This is a genomic window from Variovorax davisae (assembly GCF_030316845.1).
Lineage (GTDB): Bacteria > Pseudomonadota > Gammaproteobacteria > Burkholderiales > Burkholderiaceae_C > Variovorax > Variovorax davisae.
Genome location: NZ_JASZYS010000003.1, coordinates 244493 through 260317, shown reverse-complemented (window position 1 = coordinate 260317; position 15825 = coordinate 244493). Strand labels below are relative to the sequence as shown.

The window sequence follows — 15825 nt, the reverse complement described above, 5'->3', positions numbered from 1 at the left end:
TCAAGGCCCTTAAAGCGACCTGTTCTTGTCGACGTCGACCGTCGGATCGACCTGCTCGGCGACGCCCTTGCCGGCCAAGCCGCCGGCCACTGCGCCCACGGCCGCTCCGACCACCGTACCCACTGGCCCAGCCACGGTCCCGACAGCTGCTCCGGCGGCCACGCCGCCAGCAACTGCGCCCACGCCGGTCCCAACCGGATGTGCGCCTGGCGTACCGGTGATCGGATCACGGTTGTCTGCAGCCCGGCCCAACGCGTTGTTGTCCGCTATTGTCTTGCTGCCGCTGCCGCTGCCGCTGCCGCTGCCGCTGCCGGTCATGTCTGGTGCGCCGTCGAGCTTCTCGACGTCGACATGGGTCTTGCGGACGGTGTCGCGGATCGTTTCCTCGCGCTCTGTGGAGGTTTTGCCGATCTCGACTTCGCCCGTGACGCGGGCGGTTTTGCTGACCACAGCTTCTTCGGCCATCTCGCGGACCTCGATGCTGCCTTCCTTGAACGCCGCGAGGTCAGCTTCCGTGGCGGGGCGATCAACGGCAGTGCGCTTGACGTCGGCATGCTCCTCCCGCAGCATCACGGTCTCGCTGACTGGAACTTCAGCCACGCGAGTGAAGATACGCACGCCGCCCTTGGCGACAGCACGCTTGCCGACCTTGAGCTCTTCTTCGACTTCTTGGAGTTTGCGAGTAGCGCCCGTTTCAAGAGTCGAAGTCGCGCCTGCCACTGAGCCCACGGCGCCACCGGTCCAGCCTTCGTTGCGCCAGGATTTCGCCTTCTCGTCAATATCGAGGGCGCCGCAGTCGTTCAGGATCCGCTCTGCTTTATCCGTCTCTGAAGCATCACCGGTGCTTACCGCCACACCGTACGAACCTCGCCTGAAGGCTTCCCGATAGGTGTCGGCGTAGCCTGCTCGGTCCCTCTCGTCGACGCCGCCCCCAAAGATGCTCTCTAAAAACCGCGCAAATACCCCTTCCTGTTGTGGCTCTTCAACGTTGGGTGCACCCGCGGGCGGCTCCGAAGAAGACGGACTGGTGGTTCCACCCGTCAGCGTCACTGCGCTTGCAGCAAAACCGGCACTGATTAACTGACTGCGTGCTTCATGCGCAGCAGGTTGACTCTCGAACATTCCGACCAGAACTGAACTCATGGCGTTGACTCCTGTAAATGCCCGGCAGGGCGTGATGTGCTTCGCCTCGGGCTAAGCGACTAAGAAGAATCCTTCCCGGGCCCCTCGACGGAAAGGTGCTCCACTTCGATGTGTTCTTTCCGAAGGGAGAATGTCTGCGGATCACGGTGGGTCTGCTGCGTGCGCGTGATCCGCACCTCCTCGACCAAAACCAGCCGCTTGACCGTGACGAGAACCTCCTCGATGACGGGGAGGATGAGGGTGTCGCCTTCCTGACGAATTCCAGGGATGGCGTCGTCTGGAAGGGGGACGTTTACAGGGCGACGTTCGACCTCAACATGCTCACTGCGAAGGAGTTCGTCCACCAGTTGCTCTCTGGTCTCCACCCGTTTCGTCACCCGTACGCCCCCGCGCTGCACCCGCTCTTTCGTCACCTCAAGCTCCTCTTCAATCACAGGCAGGCGTCTCACGCCGTCGTGCGCTGTCAAGAAGGTGGATTCCGGGATACCAAGGATGGGTTTGGCGGGGTTCAAAAGGAGGACCTCGATTCAATCAAAGACGTGCTATCGCACCGCAGCCCGCCGAAAGGACGTCTTCAAAGGTGCCGTGTGTGGGTGACAATCCCTTCAACGTAGGCACGAAACTTGGCGCTTATCGCAGTCGGAATCCTCGACTTGGTGTAGTCAATATCTGCGCACGGTGTTACTTTGCCTTCCTGGCGGGGCTACCCCTGGCTGCAGCCGACCCCTATTCGTGAGTCTCGCGGCCGTCTCCAACGACGCTTGAGCCGGTGACATAATTCGGAACCTCTAGCCGTATGGCGGCGACGATGGACGCGTAGGAGGAAAATGAGGAACGGCGGCAGTTCTTCAATCCCACCATCGGGAGACTGGCCCGCAACGGGTTGCGCGTGCAGGTTGCTGCCTACGGATTTTCAACGGCATGTCCTATAGGTCTGAGACGGGGGACACCTGACGCTCGCATTTTTCAACAGGAGCCGCGTCATGAATCTCATCATTTGGCTGGTGATCGGAGGCCTCATCGGCTGGGTAGCCAGCATGATCATGAAAACCAATGCTCAGCAAGGCCTGATTTTGAATGTCGTCGTCGGCATTGTGGGTTCGATCTTGGGCGGATGGCTGGTGGGCCCGCTTCTGGGGGCAGGAACGATCAATCAGAACGATTTCAGCCTGCGAGGACTGCTGGCGTCCCTGATAGGCGCGGTGATCCTTCTGGCGATTGTCAACTTGGTTCGACGAGGCGCAGTACGCTGAGGTCGGCCCAGCAAAGACGGCGCCTTCATGCCTGGCTCTGTTTCCGAGCCGCCGATTCAAGTCCCCTCGCTCGCCAGATTGGGGGGATGCCAGGGCATAGAGGTGGTGTCGATCGACAATCTCGCAGTCACCATCGAGATCAGAGGTGCGGCTGGGTTCCTGCGACGGGCAGAGTCGATGCTCATGAGGGATGTGAATGTGGCGCTGCTCGATGGGCGCCCTGTCCTGTTGCAGCGGGCGAGTTGGACGCAACTGGACCAAGTTAAGCTTCGCGCGTGCCTTAGCTACATTTCTCGCTAGTGGGAGGCCGGGTGGAGCGGCTGCGGCAACGCAAGAAGATCAGTGTGACGCGCTCACCACAGCGCGGATCATTATCTTCTTCCTTGCGTTTTAGCCGTTCGCTCCGCAATGTGTGCGGTTGCCTATGCTCGTCGTTTCTCACCTGTTGATCGGGTTGCTGGGTGCTGTCGCTGCCTGCGCCGTCAACTCTCGGCCATTCGTCGATTGCGACGACTTCTACCTCAATACAGAAGAAATGACTGCCACGGAAGGGTGGCCGCGGCGAGCAAGCCGATCGTCAGCGGGCCAGCGCGACCCCCAGCCCGCGTCCCAGACCAGCGAGCGCTTGCCGGCCTCCAACTCTTCGGGCGAGACGGAAGGTTGAGGGAGCGGAGCGAGAGCATTCGGTGTCGGCTGGGCGACGGGATTTTTCGACTCTGCGATGGCTGCAACGGCAGCAGCCGGTGAAACTTCGCCGCCATGAACGAGGAAGGTCGCTCCTTGGCCGGAGCCTGCCAGCTTGGGCATCACCAGCACATTCACGCTGTAGCCTGCCACGGTGACGCTCATCCCGGTCTTGATCACGTCATTCCGAGCGTCCAGCAAAATTTTCAGCGCCGTTTCTTCAGTCATTTCTGGATTCTGTTTGGCGCGCACACGCGCTGGGGTTGTCGCGTGGTGAAGGAGCAACGGTTCTTCCTTCAACAATTTGAGCATTTGTGGGCATTTGCTGCTCACTGAGAGGCGCGACTACGGCGCCATTCGCGCGCGAGGGCGGTCGGCGCGCCGTGGAGGGGCAAACTAGATCAACGACTTGCGTCACACACCGAATGTCGGATGTGCGGCGGCGCGTGGATGGCAGTTGGGATACACCCATCAACTATGGGATTCACCCCGCTGCAACCCTTTCACGTCGTAACGCCTTGAGTTCGCCCTGAGATAACCGCCCCTTTCTCTTGGAAACGGTGTTAAGTCATGCAGGATTCACGCGGGTGGCGTAGCCTCCAAAGATACGGTCTGCCGGCGCTGGTAGAGGATGCTTCGGCGCCATCATCCTAGATGGTTTCCTCGATGCCGCCAGTCCGTTCCTCTAGCTTTTTCCCTCTGACATTCCTGCAGGGAGATTGAAATGGCCATCGACCTTTTGAGAGAGATTGCGTCTTCACCGCTGCCGAAGTCTTTCCGATCGCTCGACGAAATCGACCAGGTCAGGCTTCTTCGCGCCGCCGGCTTGGTGATTGCATTTGTGCCCGCTCGGGCGGGCCCCGAGTCGCTCGCTGGACCTGAGCACATCGCTCAAGTGCTGGCCGTGACCGACAAGGGAAGGCAGGAGCTCGAACCCAGCCGCTATCCGGACGAGGAATTGGTGAGCAGTCAGTCGAATGGCAACTTGGCGCAGCGGCTGCGATGGGCCGCAGCTCGTGTGCGCCAGGCGCTTCATTGAGGCGGTCTCCACGCCCCGAAGTCTCGCCTTATTTCTTCATGGGCTCCCCAGCTGTGCCGCTTTTCGTCATGGAAGCGCCATCCTTTTTCATGAGGTCGGCGCACATGGCGTCCTTCTTCATCTGAGCATCGTTCTTTTTCGCGCCGGCGGGCGACATAGCCATGTGTTCTTTGCATTGCTGCATGGTCATGACCATGGTGGTCCCGCTGGTTGAGCCGTCCTTTTTCGTCGCGGCCTGGGCGCAGGCGCTGCCTACTGACAGAACCATGGCGATGCCCAAAAAGGTTGTTGTGAAAGCTTTCATGGCCGTCTCCTGAAATTTGAAAAGTCCAGATTGGGGCCTCAGATCCAAGCAGCCATCGGAGCCCGGCCTGCAACACCGTAGGCAGTGACGCACTGCGCCACGCTTCGAAAGAGAGCAAATCGCTGCGCTGGTGTCAGCAGGAGCCGTGTACCTACATCGGGATGGGCCAACCCAACCTTGAAGGATTAAGCATGAATAGCACCACCTCCGCAGATTCCGGACGCCTCGTCACGGGCCTCTTCCCTGATCGTGCCAGTGCAGAGAGCGCCTACGGCGCCACGCAGGCGCGCGGCTACTCGAAAGACGACGTCAACCTGGTGATGTCCGATGAAACCCGAACCCGTCATTTTTCCGATGAAGTTGGAGTTGAGACGGAGCTGGGTAACAAGGCTGCCAAGGGGGCTGGCGTTGGTGGCGCAATCGGGGGCACCGTTGGGGCGGCGATCGCGGCAATCGCTGCCCTCGGTACGAACCTCGTGCTGCCCGGCCTTGGCCTGGTGATCGCCGGGCCCCTGGCCGCGGCTGCGGCCGGCGCGGGTGCGGCGCTGCGAGTGGCGGCCTGATCGGCGCGCTGATCGGATGGAACATCCCCGAAGAACGCGTGAAGGACTATGAAAGTGGCATCCCAAAGGGCGGCATCCTGATGGGTGTGCGGGCGAAAAATGATGAGGACGCCCTCCACTTCGAAGACCAATGGAAGCAAAACCGCGGCGAGCACATTTACCGCTGATTTCTTTTGGGGAATCGATCCCCTCAGGCCCTCACTTGGCGGGGCAGCGGGAGGCTTCGGCCGGTGCTATCGACCCGACGCCCCCTTAAAGCTCGCGGAAGCGGCCCCGGTATGGGATCGACTTAACCAGTCGTCCACCCCATCAGCGCTCTTGACCTCAAGGGCGCTGATGGCGCTGTACACGCCAGGACGAAGGCGCGCGAAAAGGAGACTAACTTGCCGCGGCCGCAACTGCCTTATTTTTGAGCAAGCCACCGCAAAGAGGGCTCAAACGCCGAGCCCGACTAGATCAATTCATCGGCCAAGAAGAAATATGCACAACCTTATCCACAGAATCGGTGTGCAACCGTAGGCGCGTGCTTGCCCCCGAACGCAGACATGGCCTTGAGCCGTTGCTTCGGTGTTGAGGTAGCCCGAGGTCGTCCCGATCGAAGGGTGACAAAGGTTGGTTTCACGACCAGGAGGGGTGGCAGGGCGCACCGCGGACCCACCCTTGCTGAACCTGTTCAGGATGGCTACTTCAGAATTTTCCTCAGCAATCACGCTCCTCGATCGGCCCATCCGAGTGACCTTGTCGGCCAGCTCGTCGACCAGGTCCTGCGGGGACTTCTCTGATCTTGCTACCTTTTCCCACGACAGTGAGCATCCAGCCAGTCATGCCGACGCCATCGTCGTCCTCAAATTCGAGTGGTCGCGTCCAGCCTTTGCCGCGCCGCCTGCCGAGGCTAAGGGCTGGGCGAAAGCAATCACTTGCTAGGCGGGGAGATATGCACGGATGTGGAGTGCCGCCTACGGACTAGGATGCTTTACCCCAGAAGGCTGCCATAGCCTTGAGTCGTTCCGCTCTCCTCGGTATTGAGGTAGCCCGAAGTCGTCGCGATCGACGAGTGGCCAAGGTTGTTTTTCACTCGAGTCGGAGCGCGCAGCGCTGCATGAAGGCTTGGACAGCCTTGTACAAACCGGAGTCGGACCAGGTGGCAGGGGGCACCGCGCCCCCGCCCTTGCCGAACCTGGCCAGGATGACGACCTCCGAGTTTTCCTCAGCCGTCACGCGCCTCGGTCGACCCATCCGGGCTAGCTCGTCGCCCAACTCCTCGACCAGGTCCTGCGAACGGGGACTTCTCTGATCTTGCTGCCTTTCCCCACGACAGTGAGCATCCAGCCGGTCAGAGCGACGCCGTCGGCGTCCTCGAATTCGAGCGGCCGAAGATGCGAGCATCGCGCGTCGACCATCTAGCCAGACGCAGGCCAGTTACATATAGCCAGCGGATTGCACGGTCGCGCCGGCGCGCTGCGGCGTTGTCGCGATCTTGCCCGAGTTGGGAGCTGATTAAGTCCGATTGCTCAAACGATAGGGCCCGTTGAGAGCCCAGTCTGGTTTCAGCAGGCAAGGCGACTCCCACGAACGGATTGCCCACCACGTAGTTCTGATCCTTCAAGAAGGAAAACAGGCTACGCAGAATGATCAATGTCTGACGCAAGGCGGGCGGCTTCAGTGCGCCCTCAAGTGGCCGCCACAAGGGCGACCACCGCTGGTGATATCGATGGCCGCACCACGCCAGCGGCGGGTCTTCGAGGAACGCCCGGTATGCGGTGACGTCCGCCACAGCCAGCGCGGACAGGGGCTTGCGTCGCTCCAAGATCGACCAGAGAAGGAGGCGCTCCGCCTCCTTGCGGTAGGCCCGTTGGGTCGACGCTTCCTTGTTGCCTTCGGCGCCGCGCTTGCTTGCGAGCCATTCGGCGATCGCCTCATAGTCGTTCGAAGCTTCCAGCATGCACAGGGCGGGATCCGCACGGTAGCGGCCGGCCGATCCGTCCAGCTCGGCCGGCACAAGGAATTTCTCGAAAGGGACAAGCGCTGTCGACTGCGGCACCACGGCGCCAAGTTCTGCCGACTGCAGCTGCATGCGGGCTTTCGTGCGTGCTCACCGATCGTCATGCCGATCGCGGCCTCGTGCATCGCCAGCCATTCGACGATGCGGGCGGCTTTCAGTTCGCCAATCTCAGGAACGCAGGTCCACCACCTTGCCCCGACGCCGTTGATGCGCTCGACAAGCGCGAAAAGGGTCGGCATGCCTGCCCGCTCGATGCGGTCGGCCCGCGCCGGCGTGAGCCGCACGCCAACCGCGTCCCCAGGCTTCGGATCTTGCGCGACCAGGTGCTCGAGCCATCGGAGGGCGTCCAGCTGTCGGTTGACGAGCTGGGCCCTGCGCGAGGTGCGGCGAGACTTGCCGCCGTAGGTTTCCTCATATGCCTCGGCCTGCTCGGCCTCGGAAAAATCTTCCATGCCGCGCTCACGCGCGAATTCCTCAAGGGTTGGTAGCTTCGCCGCTGCCGGCAGCAACGACGCATCGATGAGGACCAAGCGCGCTGTCCCCGGCTTGGCTTCGCGCCGCTGCAGCAAATTCAGAGCGTATCCATGCGATCGTCGAGTTCACCTTGCGGGTGTCGACGTGCTCACCTTCCAGGCGCAGATAGCGGTCCCAGGCCGAGCGTGCGTCGAGCCCCTGGGCCACCGCCCGCATGAAGGCGAAGTGGCCGCTGTGCAGCTTGCGAGTTCGCTCCGGAGCGCGCTTCACGGGCGGGGAAACCTCTGGGGGCGATCCTCGGCTTCCGCTTCGACGCGCTTGATTTCCGCCTGAAAGACCTCCATCACGGCATCTTCAAAGTTCGACGAATAAATGCGCGTTCCATCTGGTCCGAACAGTTCGAAGACCGAGCCTTGCTCCGAGCCTTCGCCGCCCACCACGACTTGGCGCAGCAGGAGAAGGCCGCGGTCGGCACACACGAAGTGCGTGCGCCAGTGGCGCTGTCTGCGCAGATCTTCCTGGCGGGCTTCGATCCACCGAAGTGCTGCCGTGGCGTCCTCTTGCAGAAGGCCGGGTTTGCCGCGACGCGCGGCCTCCAGCAGCAAGGCGTGGATGCGCCCGGGGAAAGGCTCGGAGGAACGTTCGGGGGCGGCGTCAGGATCGAGAGTCACCATGCCTGCTTTCCTTTTCATGGATGTCGTTCAAATTCAGGTCCACGGGGTTCGCCAGCGCGAGCCTCGCGGGTTGGTCTTCACGCATCAGGGAGCGGGGGCGGCGCGGTAGCGCCTCCTACGTCGTCGGCAATCGGACGCGCGAGCAGGGCGGTCATCGCCGCCATGGCCTCATGCACCTGTCCAAACACGGGCGGCATGGTCACGCCGTCCGGGCCGACAAGCTCATAGGCCACTGTGCCCTTGCTCGTGTTCACCTTGTAGACGCGGTAGCTACCGGCCGAGGCCACCTGCTCGCCTTCGTGTGGATCGTCGGGTTTTCTCATCTGAGCCTCCTCAGAAACCGTAATGATGCACGCTCCAGGCCTTGAGGACCTGATAGGCATGCTCAGGCAAGACGATTTCTCCATTCTCTGCGGCCTTGATGACGCGATAGGCGGATTCGTCATGGACTCGATTGCCGTGCAGCATGTAGAAGTACCACGCGAAGGGCACTCCTACGCGGCGGTCCAGCTTGTCGAGTCGCTCATACAGCTCGTACACACTGCCCTTGCGGCCTTCTACCTTTGCGACCTTCTGGGTGAAGGTCCAGGCCGGGATGATCGACATCCAGCGTTCGCCCTTTGCGTCCGTGTGATCTGCCGTCTGAATCACCCACTTCTCGCACAAACGGGCGCCGCTGCGTCCAGCGCTTGAGGCGGCCCAATCCAAAAAGAACCGTCTGGCCTTCGTCGGGCGGCGGTCCCATCCGGGATTGAGTTCGTCGAACGACATCATGCGGTCCGTACCCGAGTCCATATTGGTGACGCGGAGTTTGTGACCTCGACGCAGATCGTTTTTTTCAGATTCAAGCGTGTCCAGTTCGGCAATGAATATGCCGATGTCCACGACCTTTTGGCAGTCTGTAGACCATCGGGCGCACCCGCTTGCGATCCGCTTGGTCCAACTCAAGGCCGGGCTGGTCCATCAAGTCGCGCACGTCCCGTGGCGTACTGAAGGTCCAATCAGAAAGGAGATGCCTGCGGTCCATTCGTCTTCGACGAAGACCTCGGCCTGTACAAACTCCGCGGGATTGCCGGTGCCCTGATCGTGGACCAGGTACAGCGTGGTTAGGCTGCAGTGCGACAAGATATATCCGGCGCCCTTCGGCGCTCGTATGTGCGTGCAGCATCCCCACCATCGGCTGCAAGTTGTTCTCCGAACCATGCCTCATGATCCTCGTGCACCACAGTGCCATCGGAGTTCAGGACCATCCTCTTGACCAACGAGTAACCGTCGCGCGTTGTCGCAAGCCGGGCGTTCTTCATTCGCTCGAATGAGCGCAGGGTAGCGATGAGCTTTTCGTGCTTCGGCGTCACGCTCGACGCGGCGATTGCCACAGCGAGGTCGGCAATTTCAAGTTTGCTGTTTGGCATTCTTTGTCTTAGCCTCAGGTATTGGCTTCGAGCCAGTTCTCCGACGTGAGCCACGAGTCGTTCTCGATGCCCGCCTGGCGGATAGGCTCCCTGCCACCCAGACCATCGCGCCAAGACACCGCGCTGCGGCGTCCAGGCCTTTGACGTACCCAATGAGTTCTTCAAGGTCCGCCGCATCAAGGCCGGTTTGCTTGGCCGTTGTCGAACCTGCCGAAAAGCATCATGGCGGGGTCGGTGTTGAACGCCGGCTTGCCAGCACCGGTTGGGCGCGGTCTTGCTTCATCTCGGCTCCCAAGGATTCATGAGTTTGACGCCCGCCCCTTCGAAATCCCGCACGTTGCGCGTGGCGAGCGTGAAGCCATGCTCCAGCGTGGTGGCTGCGATCATCGAATCGCGAAACGCCTTTCGGTCGGGCACTTGCATGGCCGCGCAGCGCATGGCGATGTCGCTTGTGAACGGCAGGACCCGGCCCTCGAAGGCCTTGCGCATGGCGTCGAACCAGGCGCGCAGTGCACGGCCCTCGGGTGGCGTGCGGCGCTCTAGCGGAAGGATGCCCATCTCCAGCTCCAGAATGGTGACTGCGGAGATGAAGAACTGCCCGTCTGGGATCCCAGCGGCCCAGGCTCGAACCACCTGCGACTGGTGCGGTTTGCCGGGCCGAAGCTCGGAGACGACATTGGTGTCCAGGACGTACATCAGTCGAGGTGCGCCGGATTGAAATCGATGTCGGCGCGAGGCGGGTCGAAATCGACGCCTTCCGTGCTGGGCAGGCTGTCCATCAGGTCCAGCAGCGAGCGCTCGGGCTGGCCGGTGATGCGGTAGTAGTCCTCGATGCGCAGCAGGGCGTAGGTAGGCCGGCCTCGATCGGTGATCAATACGGGGCCTTCGGCCGTGGCGCGCTTGGCGCTGGCCAAGTCGCGTGCGAAGTCGCGGCTGGAAATGGTGTGGACGCTGCCAGGGGTCATGGGGAGCCTCCGATGCAAGTTACAGAAGGGTGCGGTGGGCAATGTGCAGTTCGGTCCGGGGGCGTGCGATCGCCACCTCGTCGGGACCCCCGTTGACGCTCACGATCGCGTCCAAGTCCTTGCTGAGACACCATTGCCGCAGCATGAACTACATGACGGAATCGTCCCAGCCGCAATGTTGCTGAATTCCAACAAGGAGGCGCAGTTGAAGTCGGCGGCGCGCAGATGGCGGAGGACGCTCAGATCCAACAACTCCGCTGCCGCGTCGGTCCAGGTGGCAGGCTCCACAGGCGCTGCCCCGGTAGCGCAGTCGACTCTCCTCTTGCTGCGTGGTGAACAGCATGCGATCGATATCGAGCGCGAGGCCGGGGCGCCCGCAATGCCACAGCCCAGTGCCCGCTTGGGAGCTGGGCGCGCAGACCGCCTTGGGCCTGCCACCGGGCATCGAGCGCTTGCATGGCTGGGGTGATCGTGGCTGGCTCGGCGTAATGGGCTTGCATGTCAGCATGTTATGACACATGTGCTGCCGGTGCAAGTCCCGATTGGATTCTTGATAAGTCATGCCATCAACACACGATTTTTCTCAAAAAAACGGATGTGGCGTCCAGGGGCAGAAATCTGGGCGTGGTTTTTTCACAAAATGACCGCGCCTTCATGCTGGCTCCACCGCCTCCTGCAGTTGGAGCGCCAAGTCCTTGTCGCCCTTCGGTTCGGCTCTCGAGCATCGTCGGCCAGATCCAGGCCTTGAGCCGCGGCGCTTCACGGACATCCTGAGGTCGGCGGCCTGGCCGGCGGCTACAATCTGCCAAATCCGGTCGGTCGCCATCGCTAAAATTGGCGGCGTCCACAGTTTCCCCGAAGAGTTCATCTTGCGACTACTGCGACGAATTGCTGCCTCTACGGGGCTGGTAGAGCTAGTCGGAACTTTGGATATGGAAACTGCCTTGGAGTACGAGAGTAAGGGGTGGGTGGTCGTGCATCGGACCCACATGCCGACAAAAAGAGATCCCGGCGCGTATCAGACGATGTACGCACGCATAACAGAGGTCGGGCGGCAGGTCCTCAAGGGTGACGTGGAGCATTGACTGCAACGGATTTCGCCAGTTGAGGCCTGTCGGTCCGTCAACTCGCCTCGCTTTCGGCGGGTGGGACCACTTCTGGACTGAAAGCGACGGACGGCTGTCGGCCAAGAGCGGACGGCCGCCGCTGCCTTGCAACGACGGACTTAAGAGCGTGCGCACTGACAAGCTGCGGTCAACCATCGGCCGTCAGCAGTCGTTGGCCGCTAGTCATTTCGACGCGCCAGCGCCTTCCAGCTTCGCGTGCGCCTGTTCCACCGTGAAACTAGCCGCCTTCTGTCGCGGAGGAAATTCATTGAATGTTTCCATGAAGGCTCCGACCACGGCCTGTGTCGCGAACATGCGATAACCCTTCGACATGTACCAGTCGTAGTAGGTGTTGGAAGTCACGTCTGTCCGTGATGATCGAAGACGGTGACTGCGAGAACGTCCGAATGGTGCTGGCTGAGAAGGCACGAGCTTGGATAGCCGCCTTCCTCGAACGTGGGCGCAGGGCGTCCGCATAGGGTTCAGTCGACCCACTTATCCGCTGAAATCGGATCGCGCGGCCAACGGCTGGAGGGCGCCAACGCCCGGCCGTGGGAGCGATCCCCGGTTGGGAGAGCACTGAGCGCGGCGTCTTCATAGGGATCTACATCCGCATCGAGTGGCGTCTGGATTCAACGTCGACGGCCGACTCTACTAATCCACAATGGGCAACCCCCCGACAGTGGAAAAAAAATTCAGGTTCGACCGCGCTCGCTGCGCACGGCGTTCCCCGCCTTTCTTTACTGAGGTGGGCTCTTAGAACTGCCCCTGCCCATCGCCGGTGCGGTCATGGACCCAGCGCATTGCCTGCTGCTCGGCGTGACGCGTCGCTTCGGCTTCGGTCCCATAGACAATTTCCTCTGTGTCGTTGGGCAGTCGCATTTCTTCCTCGCCCGCGGGAGTTCGAACAAGAACGACGATAGGCTGATAGCCGCCGCGAACGGGCTGAGCGCGTAGCTCAAAGCGGAAGCCGCGATATTCGAGCGAGTGACCATCGGAAATGGGATGGCTGGGGTTTAGCATGGTTCTGGCCTCTCGGGAACTTTCTCGAGCGAAGACTGATTTGAGCGGTGAGGCTCCATTAGTCGAAATCTCCAGTGCTGAGCTTCAAGGGGTTCGCTGTCGAGTACACGTTGCCCGCTGGAGCGAGTTCCAACACCTTTGCGTTGATGCTCTCGCTATGCTGGAGGTAGGCTGCGGCCAGATCCTTATCGCCCGGCCCTGCTCCAAAATGGTCCTCCATCGCCTCTCGCGTGGCGCGCACCGGTATCGAACCACCAGCCCGCGACACGCGGAAGGTCAGCCATCCTCCCCTGTCTTCGAGGTTGGCAAAACCGCACAGCGCCGCGCCGCCCGCGCTGCCCCAGTCCGCAGGGGATTTCTCGACGTCTTCCCCTGCGTCCAAGGTCAAAAGATTTTCGGTCATTGAGCCCTCCAGTTCGATGGAACAGGATTGTTGCCATGAGCTGAGCCTGCCGCTGCAAGCCACATTGCGGAGTGAATGCAGGACGACACCCCACAGGTCGTCGTGAGACCCCGCGCGCCGTGATCATCGCCACCGTTCGCGCAATCGCCGAGATCCGGAATCGGTACTTGCGGCGGGCTAGATATGTCCACCCAGATCCGACACGCCCGCAGCAGCGTTGGCCGGAGCCCAGCAGGGGAGCTCTACGCGGAATGTGCTTCCCTGCCCCAAGCCTGCGCTGAAGGCCGAAATGCTTCCGCCGTGCTGCTCGACGAGCGATTTGACAATCGACAGGCCTAGGCCCAAGCCACCGCGCGAGCGCGCGTGCCCCGCTTGAGCCTGCGAAAACAGGTCGAAGACGCGCGTCACCATATCCGGGTCCAAGCCGATTCCGTTGTCTGTGACCGCGACCCCAATCTTGTCACCCACGACGGTGGTGACGAGGTCGATGCGACCTCCGTCGTCGCTGTATTTCGATGCGTTGGTCAGGATGTTGGAGAACACCTGAACGAGTCGTTGCCGGTCGCCGACAACCTGGCACGACGCTTCGGCCTGCACCTCTATACCGACCGTCTGGTGCTTGTCATCGATTAGCGGGCGCGACTGTTCGAGGGCGTCGTCCAGCACGCTGCGCAGGTCGAATTGCTCCAGCTTGAGTTGCAGGCCACCGCGGGAAATGCGCGCCACGTCCAGCAGGTCGTCGAGTAAGACGCCCATCAGGGCCGTCTGCTTGATCAAAGTGCCAACAGCCAGCTTGGCGCGGGGGTCGGCCAGTGGGAGACGATTCAGCAACTCGGCGGCCGTCCGGATCGGGGCCAACGGATTGCGCAGCTCATGGCCCAGGAGGGTGAAAAACTGATCCTTGCGGTCGTAGCTGTCTCGCAGTTCCTGTTCCGCCTGCTGCCGTGACGTCACGTCGCGCAGGATGACCACCAATCCGAGGGCGAAATTGACGTTGTCCGCGATCCGGTCGAATGTGGCTTCGACGAATTGGGCGCCGGCCGTGGGCACGGTGCGAAAGGTCGTGCTGCTATTGCCATTGAGCATGGCGAGACCGCAAGCGGCCTCAAAGGCGTCGGCATCCTCGAATTGCGCTGCCAGCGCCGTCTCCCTCGCCTGTTCCCGTGTCAGCCCGAAGAGCTGCGTGGCGCCGTGGTTCCAGGAAACGACCCTCCCGTGACGGTCCAGCGAGATGACAGCGTCGAGGGAGCTTTCGACTGCCGTAGCGACATAGCGATCGGATTCGATCAGTCGTTTGTACTCGGCTTCCGCTGCCTGATCGGAAGGTGCCATTCGTTGCCGCAGTCGGTTCAGGTTCGCTCGCAACCGGTGCTGGTGGCCGGCATTGGCCAGCGCCTTTGCAATGATTTCGACGAGTTCGCCGTCGTCGCTGGCGGGGCGCACGATCCAACGGCTGGTGTTCGGCTCGGCGCGGTCCGCCATTCGGCGCGTCTGCACAAGCCGCTCGCCGGTGAGGGCGAGCAGGATCCAGACTTGGGGCCAGTTGCGCGTGACGCGGCGCGCGATGTCGACAGGCTGGCGCACTCCAGGGTCGATGACCAGAAGGAGTGCTCCAGCGGACTGCAGGGCGGTGTTCACCGCGTCCAGCAAGTCGTCATGATCGGTGGTGACGTAGGCGTCGCCGTCGACCCGGCGCGCCTGCTCGACAACGGATGCCGCCACGGCCGAGCGGCCGGGAGATGGTTCGCCGCAAAGGACGATGATTCGGGCGCCGTCATTGTGGCGCGAATCCGCGCGGGCTGAGTTCGACATCTTGTAGTTTCGTCAAAAGCGTTAAGACTCATCGGTGTTGCGAAGCTTCCCTTCACCTCACCTCTATGCCTGGACGGATCTGATCGTGGTTCTTTCACGAGGGTGATCGCGCCTTCTCTCGCTCCATCGCCTCCTGCAGTAGGAGCGTCAAATCCTTGTGGCCATTCGATTCGACTCTCCTCTAGCCATCCGTCTGCCAGATCCAGGGCCTTGCGCCGAAGCGGCGAGTCACGGACATTCCTGGGGTCGGCGGCCTGGCCGTTCCGCTGCGGTCGGCCAGAACCGGCCGTCGCCAATCAGGCAGAATCTGCGCGCGAAGGCGGCCGGTTGCGAGCAAAATGCTCGCAAACCATGGCCTCGCAGGCGCTCCAGAGTACTGGTGAACCGCGGCGGATCGTCGGACCATACCTTTCCAGCACTTGGAAGAGGTCGACGCGACCATCAGTCCACGTTCCTCCGCCAGTGAGGACATTGGCAATCAGTGGCTGCACTCGGTCAAGCGCCTTGGCAAAACGTGCGTCTTCGGAGTCGCCTTCTTCAAACTCATGCCAGAGTTTCAGAAATTCCGAGCTTTGGGGTTCGGGCAACAGACCAAACAACCTGCAGGCCGCCTTGTGCTCCAGTTCAGCTTGCATGGGCTGAGAGGCACCGCCGTGTAGCGGCGTGTCACCTACGTCGACTTCGACGATGTCGTGTATCAAAAGCATCTTGATCACTCGTTCGGAATTGACCCCTGAACTGGCGTGTTCTCGCAGAAGCAAGCCATACATGGCCAGGTGCCAAGAGTGCTCTGCACTGTTCTCCTTGCGACTGCAATCCAAGAGCGGTGACTGTCGTGTCACGGACTTGAGCCTGTCGATCTCGCGGAGGAACGCGAGTTGTTGAACCAGGGTATCAGATGGCATGGAAGTGCTTGAGCGCAGGCGCGTTGCCTAATGTGATTTCGACACCACGTACCATGCCACAGG

At 61.6% G+C, this 15825-nt stretch carries 22 protein-coding genes and 1 pseudogene; 5 read left to right on the top strand and 18 right to left on the bottom strand.

The annotated features are described in order from the left end of the window. Positions 1-9 precede the first annotated feature (9 nt). Together QTI33_RS08720 and QTI33_RS08715 are read right to left on the bottom strand one after the other, a co-directional pair. A complete protein-coding gene (locus QTI33_RS08720; RefSeq protein ID WP_286505388.1) occupies positions 10-1143 on the bottom strand; it encodes a YsnF/AvaK domain-containing protein in 1134 nt (377 codons plus the stop codon). 59 nt (positions 1144-1202) lie between these two features. After that, positions 1203-1655: a YsnF/AvaK domain-containing protein gene (locus QTI33_RS08715; protein ID WP_286505387.1), complete on the bottom strand. Its 453-nt coding sequence runs from the start codon at positions 1653-1655 to the stop codon at positions 1203-1205. A gap of 471 nt (positions 1656-2126) precedes the next feature. On the opposite strand from QTI33_RS08715, the gene QTI33_RS08710 reads away from it, so the two are divergent. Then, a complete protein-coding gene (locus tag QTI33_RS08710; protein WP_286505386.1) occupies positions 2127-2396 on the top strand; it encodes a GlsB/YeaQ/YmgE family stress response membrane protein in 270 nt (89 codons plus the stop codon). A 516-nt stretch (positions 2397-2912) separates the two neighbouring features. Here QTI33_RS08710 and QTI33_RS08705 read toward each other — a convergent pair. Next, entirely contained in the window at positions 2913-3392 is a 480-nt protein-coding gene (locus QTI33_RS08705) for a hypothetical protein (RefSeq protein WP_286505385.1), read from the bottom strand. Positions 3393-3804: 412 nt separating this feature from the next. On the opposite strand from QTI33_RS08705, the gene QTI33_RS08700 reads away from it, so the two are divergent. Continuing rightward, positions 3805-4119, top strand: coding sequence for a hypothetical protein (locus QTI33_RS08700; RefSeq protein ID WP_286505384.1), 315 nt, complete (start codon positions 3805-3807; stop codon positions 4117-4119). Between the two features lie 28 nt (positions 4120-4147). Here QTI33_RS08700 and QTI33_RS08695 read toward each other — a convergent pair whose 3' ends face one another. Then, positions 4148-4423 carry a hypothetical protein gene (locus tag QTI33_RS08695; RefSeq protein ID WP_286505383.1) on the bottom strand — a complete coding sequence of 92 codons (276 nt, stop codon included), beginning with the start codon at positions 4421-4423 and terminating at the stop codon, positions 4148-4150. Between the two features lie 191 nt (positions 4424-4614). Between QTI33_RS08695 and QTI33_RS08690 the strand changes: the two genes are divergently transcribed. From QTI33_RS08690 to QTI33_RS08680, 3 genes are all read left to right on the top strand, one after another. Beyond that, entirely contained in the window at positions 4615-4986 is a 372-nt protein-coding gene (locus QTI33_RS08690; protein ID WP_286505381.1) for a hypothetical protein, read from the top strand. Positions 4987-5024: 38 nt separating this feature from the next. Then, complete coding sequence (locus QTI33_RS08685) at positions 5025-5153, top strand: hypothetical protein (RefSeq protein WP_286505380.1); 129 nt, start codon at positions 5025-5027, stop codon at positions 5151-5153. 493 nt (positions 5154-5646) lie between these two features. Next, positions 5647-5910, top strand: coding sequence for a hypothetical protein (locus tag QTI33_RS08680; RefSeq protein ID WP_286505379.1), 264 nt, complete (start codon positions 5647-5649; stop codon positions 5908-5910). Positions 5911-6319: 409 nt separating this feature from the next. On the opposite strand, the gene QTI33_RS08675 is transcribed toward QTI33_RS08680, so the two are convergent. The 14 genes and pseudogenes from QTI33_RS08675 to QTI33_RS08610 all read right to left on the bottom strand — a co-directional run bounded on the left by QTI33_RS08675 (position 6320) and on the right by QTI33_RS08610 (position 15762). Continuing rightward, positions 6320-7060: a site-specific integrase gene (locus tag QTI33_RS08675; RefSeq protein ID WP_286505773.1), complete on the bottom strand. Its 741-nt coding sequence runs from the start codon at positions 7058-7060 to the stop codon at positions 6320-6322. Positions 7061-7119: 59 nt separating this feature from the next. Next, a pseudogene (locus QTI33_RS08670) lies at positions 7120-7440 on the bottom strand (phage integrase family protein); the annotation flags it as partial. Between the two features lie 22 nt (positions 7441-7462). Next, positions 7463-7732, bottom strand: a complete 270-nt coding sequence (locus QTI33_RS08665) for a hypothetical protein (protein ID WP_286505772.1) — start codon at positions 7730-7732, stop codon at positions 7463-7465. Next, the gene (locus QTI33_RS08660) at positions 7729-8136 is read right to left on the bottom strand and encodes a hypothetical protein (RefSeq protein ID WP_286505378.1); all 408 of its coding nucleotides are present in this window, start codon (positions 8134-8136) and stop codon (positions 7729-7731) included. The genes QTI33_RS08665 and QTI33_RS08660 overlap by 4 nt, the downstream gene beginning before the upstream one ends. A gap of 77 nt (positions 8137-8213) precedes the next feature. Then, positions 8214-8459 (bottom strand): hypothetical protein, encoded by a 246-nt coding sequence (locus QTI33_RS08655; RefSeq protein WP_286505377.1) that lies wholly within the window; start codon positions 8457-8459, stop codon positions 8214-8216. Positions 8460-8469: 10 nt separating this feature from the next. After that, entirely contained in the window at positions 8470-9021 is a 552-nt protein-coding gene (locus QTI33_RS08650) for a hypothetical protein (protein WP_286505376.1), read from the bottom strand. 221 nt (positions 9022-9242) lie between these two features. After that, positions 9243-9548, bottom strand: a complete 306-nt coding sequence (locus QTI33_RS08645) for a hypothetical protein (RefSeq protein WP_286505375.1) — start codon at positions 9546-9548, stop codon at positions 9243-9245. A gap of 279 nt (positions 9549-9827) precedes the next feature. Continuing rightward, positions 9828-10244: a type II toxin-antitoxin system VapC family toxin gene (locus QTI33_RS08640; RefSeq protein ID WP_286505374.1), complete on the bottom strand. Its 417-nt coding sequence runs from the start codon at positions 10242-10244 to the stop codon at positions 9828-9830. Continuing rightward, entirely contained in the window at positions 10244-10513 is a 270-nt protein-coding gene (locus QTI33_RS08635) for a type II toxin-antitoxin system Phd/YefM family antitoxin (protein ID WP_286505373.1), read from the bottom strand. Before QTI33_RS08635 ends, QTI33_RS08640 begins: the two co-directional genes overlap by 1 nt. Before the next feature lie 1289 nt (positions 10514-11802). Then, the gene (locus QTI33_RS08630) at positions 11803-11982 is read right to left on the bottom strand and encodes a hypothetical protein (protein WP_286505372.1); all 180 of its coding nucleotides are present in this window, start codon (positions 11980-11982) and stop codon (positions 11803-11805) included. Between the two features lie 393 nt (positions 11983-12375). Beyond that, positions 12376-12642 carry a hypothetical protein gene (locus tag QTI33_RS08625; protein ID WP_286505371.1) on the bottom strand — a complete coding sequence of 89 codons (267 nt, stop codon included), beginning with the start codon at positions 12640-12642 and terminating at the stop codon, positions 12376-12378. Positions 12643-12700: 58 nt separating this feature from the next. Further along, positions 12701-13045, bottom strand: a complete 345-nt coding sequence (locus QTI33_RS08620; protein ID WP_286505370.1) for a hypothetical protein — start codon at positions 13043-13045, stop codon at positions 12701-12703. 177 nt (positions 13046-13222) lie between these two features. Further along, entirely contained in the window at positions 13223-14857 is a 1635-nt protein-coding gene (locus QTI33_RS08615; RefSeq protein WP_286505369.1) for a sensor histidine kinase, read from the bottom strand. A gap of 296 nt (positions 14858-15153) precedes the next feature. Then, positions 15154-15762, bottom strand: a complete 609-nt coding sequence (locus tag QTI33_RS08610) for an HD domain-containing protein (protein WP_286505368.1) — start codon at positions 15760-15762, stop codon at positions 15154-15156. Positions 15763-15825: the final 63 nt, after the last annotated feature.